Annotated in this window: 6 protein-coding genes and 1 pseudogene; 5 read left to right on the top strand and 2 right to left on the bottom strand. The window is 72.6% G+C overall.

Annotation, left to right across the window (positions count from 1 at the left end; all coding sequences use genetic code 11):
• From rpsD to ACTHMS_RS00770, 4 genes are all read left to right on the top strand, one after another.
• The coding region (rpsD, locus tag ACTHMS_RS00785; protein ID WP_440304772.1) for a 30S ribosomal protein S4 at window positions 1–375 on the top strand (375 nt) is incomplete at its 5' end.
• A 114-nt stretch (window positions 376–489) separates the two neighbouring features.
• Window positions 490–1,527 carry a DNA-directed RNA polymerase subunit alpha gene (locus tag ACTHMS_RS00780; RefSeq protein WP_440304771.1) on the top strand — a complete coding sequence of 346 codons (1,038 nt, stop codon included), beginning with the start codon at window positions 490–492 and terminating at the stop codon, window positions 1,525–1,527.
• Window positions 1,528–1,562: 35 nt separating this feature from the next.
• A complete protein-coding gene (gene rplQ / locus ACTHMS_RS00775; RefSeq protein ID WP_440304770.1) occupies window positions 1,563–2,264 on the top strand; it encodes a 50S ribosomal protein L17 in 702 nt (233 codons plus the stop codon).
• A 184-nt stretch (window positions 2,265–2,448) separates the two neighbouring features.
• Window positions 2,449–3,858, top strand: coding sequence for an amidase family protein (locus ACTHMS_RS00770; RefSeq protein WP_440304769.1), 1,410 nt, complete (start codon window positions 2,449–2,451; stop codon window positions 3,856–3,858).
• Here the strand turns inward: ACTHMS_RS00770 and ACTHMS_RS00765 are convergent, their stop codons facing one another.
• Window positions 3,859–4,020, bottom strand: a complete 162-nt coding sequence (locus ACTHMS_RS00765; RefSeq protein ID WP_440304768.1) for a hypothetical protein — start codon at window positions 4,018–4,020, stop codon at window positions 3,859–3,861.
• On the bottom strand, window positions 4,017–4,481 hold the full coding sequence (locus ACTHMS_RS00760) for a GyrI-like domain-containing protein (RefSeq protein WP_440304767.1): 465 nt from the start codon (window positions 4,479–4,481) through the stop codon (window positions 4,017–4,019). The genes ACTHMS_RS00765 and ACTHMS_RS00760 overlap by 4 nt, the downstream gene beginning before the upstream one ends.
• A gap of 116 nt (window positions 4,482–4,597) precedes the next feature.
• Between ACTHMS_RS00760 and ACTHMS_RS00755 the strand changes: the two are divergent.
• Window positions 4,598–5,050: pseudogene (locus ACTHMS_RS00755) on the top strand (tRNA pseudouridine(38-40) synthase TruA); the annotation flags it as partial.

The raw sequence follows: 5,050 nt of genomic DNA, 5'->3' as shown, positions 1-5,050 counted from the left end.
CAGGGCAAGACGGGTGACAACCTGCTGCAGATCCTCGAGTCGCGCCTCGACAACGTGATCTACCGTGCCGGCATCGCCCGCACGCGGCGTCACGCCCGCCAGCTCGTGAGCCACGGCCACTTCCTGGTCAACGGCCAGAAGGTCGACATCCCGAGCTACCGCGTCTCGCAGTGGGACATCATCGACGTCAAGCCGAAGTCGCTCGAGACGACGCCGTTCATCATCGCCCGCGAGACCTACGGCGAGCGTCCGGTGCCGGCCTGGCTGCAGGTCGTCCCGAACACGCTGCGGATCTTCGTGCACTCCCTCCCGGTCCGGGCCCAGATCGACATCCCGGTCCAGGAGCAGCTCATCGTCGAGCTCTACTCGAAGTAAGCGCTGGGCGCTGCGCCCCTCGGACGACCCGAGGGGCGCTCGTCCGCGTCACAACTGAATATCTCGAACGGGACGTCATATGGCGGTCGTCCCACGAATCAAGGAGTTCCCACTGTGCTGATCTCCCAGCGCCCCACCCTCAGCGAAGAGCCGATCACCGAGAACCGGTCGCGCTTCGTCATCGAGCCGCTCGAGCCGGGCTTCGGCTACACGCTCGGCAACTCGCTGCGCCGCACCCTGCTGTCGTCCATCCCGGGCGCGGCGGTCACCAGCATCCGCATCGACGGTGTGCTGCACGAGTTCACCACCGTCGAGGGCGTGAAGGAGGATGTCACCGACATCATCCTGAACCTCAAGGAGCTGGTCATCAGCTCCGAGAGCGACGAGCCCGTCGTGATGTACCTGCGCAAGCAGGGCCCCGGTGAGGTCACCGCGGCCGACATCGCGCCGCCGGCCGGCGTCGAGGTGCACAACCCCGAGCTGCACATCGCCACGATCAACAAGAAGGGCCGGCTCGAGATCGAGCTGGTCGTCGAGCGCGGCCGCGGCTACGTCACCGCCGTGCAGAACAAGCAGCCGGGCCAGGAGATCGGGCGCATCCCGATCGACTCGATCTACTCGCCGGTCCTCAAGGTCACGTACGCCGTCGAGGCCACCCGTGTCGAGCAGCGCACCGACTTCGACCGGCTCGTCGTCGATGTCGAGACCAAGAAGTCGATCACCCCGCGCGACGCCGTGGCGTCGGCCGGCCACACGCTGGTCGAGCTGTTCGGCCTGTTCCGCGAGCTGAACGAGGAGGCCGAGGGCATCGACGTCGGCCCGTCGCCGGCCGAGGTCGCCGACATCGCCGCGTTCTCGATGCCGATCGAGGACCTCGACCTCACCGTGCGGTCGTACAACTGCCTCAAGCGCGAGGGCGTCCACACCGTGGGCGAGCTCGTCGGGCGCAGCGAGGCCGACCTGCTCGACATCCGCAACTTCGGGTCGAAGTCCATCGACGAGGTCAAGATCAAGCTGGCGCAGCTCGGTCTGGCGCTCAAGGACAGCCCGCCCGGGTTCGCCCTGCCGACCAGCGCGACCGTCGAGTCGTACGGCGCGCCGGGCGACGACTTCGCCGACGACACCGACTACGCCGAGACCGAGCAGCTCTAAGCCGCTCGGGCCCCGTCCATTCCTAGGAGCACGACATGCCCACGCCCACCAAGGGTCCCCGCCTCGGCGGTGGTCCGGCCCACGAGCGGCTGATGCTCGCCAACCTGGCGACGTCGCTGTTCGAGCACGACCGGATCACCACCACGGAGGCCAAGGCCAAGCGGCTGCGTCCGCTGGCCGAGCGGCTGATCACCCAGGCCAAGCGCGGTGATCTGCACGCCCGTCGCCAGGTCATGGCGGTCATCCGTGACAAGGACGTCGTGCACAAGCTGTTCGCCGAGATCGGGCCGAAGTTCGCGACCCGTCCGGGCGGCTACACGCGGATCATCAAGACCAACCCGCGCAAGGGCGACAACGCCCCCATGGCCGTCATCGAGCTCGTCGAGGAGCTGAACACCGTCGTCGCCGAGGCCGAGCGCGCCCGCGGCACCAAGGTGGCCCCGCGCAAGGCGGCCACCGGCCGTACCCGCGAGATCGCCGAGGCCGCGGCGGCCGAGTCGGCCACCGCGGCCGGCGTGGCTGCGGCCGCTGCCGAGGACGACGCCGCCGCCGACCGCGAGGTCGTGGCCTCCGAGGAGGCCGCTGCGGTCGACGAGGAGGCCGCGCTGCGCGGCGGTGACGTCGAGGCTGGCACCGAGGCCGTCGAGGGCACCCACGGCGTCTCGGCCGAGGGCGACGCCGACGGCATCACCAACAAGTCCGGCGACGCCGTGACCCAGGGCGACGACGAGGGCTGATCGCCGCAACTGCCGTGCCGAGAGGGCCCCGACCGTTTGGTCGGGGCCCTCTCGTCTCGTCCCCTCCCGGCGTCCTCCGCATGTTTGCGCCCCCAGCTGTCGGTTCCGGGCGCTGGACCCGCCAGTTGCGGGCGCAAAGCGGGGGTGGACGGCGGGGTGCAGCGCGGCGGCTTAGGGTCGCTTGGTGCCCCTGGATCCCACCGCCGCGACGGCGACCGAACTGCTGGCCGCTCTCGCCGCGGGCGAGCTGACCTCCGTCGACGCGACACGCGCGCTGCTCGACCGCATCGCCGCCGACGACCCGCGGCTCGGCTCGGTCATCACCGTGCTGCCGGACGCGCTCGACCAGGCCGCGGCGAGCGACGCGCACCGGCGCGAGCACGAGCCCCGCGCGCTGGAGGGCGTGCCGGTGCTGGTGAAGGACAACATCGCCGTCACCGGCGCGGCGACCACGGCGGGGTCTCGGGCGCTGGCCGACTCGCGTCCCGACGATGCCCCGCTGGTGACCCGGCTGCGGGCGGCCGGGGCGGTGATCCTCGGCAAGACCAACCTGTCCGAGTGGGCGAACTTCCGCTCGACCCGCTCGACGAGCGGCTGGAGCGCGGTCGGCGGGCAGACCCGCAACCCGCACGACCCCACCCGGAACACGAGCGGGTCGTCGTCCGGGTCGGGCGCCGCCGTCGCGGCGGGATTCGCACCATTGGCGGTCGGCACCGAGACCGACGGGTCGATCATCTCGCCGGCCGCCATCTGCGGCATCGTCGGCGTCAAGCCGACCCTCGGGACGGTGCCTGGCGCCGGCATCGTCCCGATCTCGTCGGCCCAGGACACCGCCGGCCCGATGGCACGCACGGTCGCGGACGCCGCCCTGTTGCTCGCGGTGCTGGCCGGTGTCGAGCCGTCCGAGGTCATCCCCGCCGACCTGCGAGGTGTGCGCCTCGGGCTCTGGACGCCGGCCGGGCTCGACGACGCGACCGCCGCCGTGCTGGACGCGACCGTCGAGGCGCTCGTCGGTGCGGGCGCCGTCGTCGAGCCGGTGACCGTCGCGGCCGACGCGCTTGAGCCGGACGAGTGGCCGGCGCTGCTGAGCGAGTTCAAGGCCGAGATCGACGCCTACCTCGCATCCACGCCGGGCGCGGCCGTGCGCAGCCTCGCCGACCTGGTCGAGTTCAACCGCCGCGACGACGTCGAGCTCTCGCGGTTCGGGCAGGAGATCCTCGAACAGGCCCTCGCGGCGCCCCCGCTCGACGACGCCGGCTACCGCGAGCACCGCACCCGTGCCACGACCACGGCACGGCGGATGCTCGACGACGCGCTCGGCGGCGCGCGCCTCGACGCGATCGTCACCGTGAGCAATCAGCCGGCCTGGGTCATCGACTACGCCTCCGGCGACCACGAGGGCGTGGCGACGTACGGGCCGGCGGCCGTCGCGGGCTATCCGAGCGTCACGGTGCCGGCGGGTGTCGTCGACGGGTTGCCGGTCGGCGTCAGCCTCGTCGGCGCGGCGGGTGCCGATCAGGCAGTGCTGCGGCTCGCAGCGGCCGTCGAACGCGTCGTCGACCGGCCGGTACGTCCGGTACGGCCGCCGGCCTGATCACCGCTTGCGCGCGCCGGCGCGCGCGGGGTTCGTCCCGAGGTCGAGGGCGATCGCCAGCAGCAGCGTGCCCGCCCACGCGTTGACCGGGTCGAGGCGCAGCGGCGCCCGGCCGCCGGTCTGGTCGGCGATGAACCAGACGAGCAGCCACAGCAGGGTCATGACCCGTCGGCGGCCGGACGAACCGGCCAGAACAGCTCCGTGCGGGGCAGCGGGATGTCGGGTCCGTCGAGGTAGACCTCCCACGGGGCACCCGCGCGCCGGTAGCCGTGCTCGTGCAACCACGCGCCGGTCGCCTCGTACGCCGCCCCGACCTCGGCGTACGGGCCGGTGTGCACGGTGTGCGCCGCCGGGCCGGCCGGCAGCGTGATGAGCTCGACCTCGCCCTCGGCGACCGCGTCACCGGTGACCGGGAAGCCGGCGTCGATGTCGAAGCCGTCCGATGTCGGCACGTACCGCCCGAACGGCGCGCCCGCATAGGTCAGGCCCTCGTGCTCGACGAGGCGTGCGACGGCACCGAAGGCCCGGCCGACGAACTCGGCGATGTGCTCGGGCCCGGCATGACCGTGCACGACGGCCGCCGTCTGCTGCGGTCGCTCGACGATGTCGATCGTGTAGTCCATCGTTGGCTCCTTCTGACGTGGCACCTCCACCGTGTCGCGTCCGCATCACCGCGAGCAGGGCCGAACGGCCGACCTCCGGCCCGGGCCGGCGAGCGAGGTCTGAGAGGCTGGCGGGCATGGTGGCGGACGAGGGCGGCGGCAGCGTCCGGCTGCGGCTCGACCTCGCCTACGAAGGCACCGACTTCTCCGGCTGGGCGCGCCAACCCGGCCGGCGCACGGTCGCTGCGGTGCTGCTCGACGCACTCGCGACGGTGCTGCGCACGCACGACCTCGCGCTCGTCGTCGCCGGGCGCACGGACGCGGGGGTGCACGCGTCCGGACAGGTGGCGCACCTCGACGTGCCCGCGACGGTGTGGGCCGGGGTCGAGCAGTCGCGGCTCGTGCGGCGACTGGCGGGTGTGCTGCCGGCCGACGTGCGGCTGCGGTCGATCGGGCCGGCGCCCGCGGGCTTCGACGCCCGCTTCGCCGCGTTGTGGCGCCGCTACGAGTACCGGATCAGCGACCAGGTGGGTGGGGTCGATGCCCAGCGCCCCCCCGTAGTGGTCGGGGGGGCGCGCCGCCGCGACGCC

The sequence above is a fragment of the Jatrophihabitans sp. genome, assembly GCF_051960575.1.
Classification (GTDB): Bacteria; Actinomycetota; Actinomycetes; order Mycobacteriales; family Jatrophihabitantaceae; genus JBQCEE01.
The sequence above is the reverse complement of the archived record's forward strand: the minus strand, read 5'-3'. Positions and strand labels throughout refer to the sequence as shown.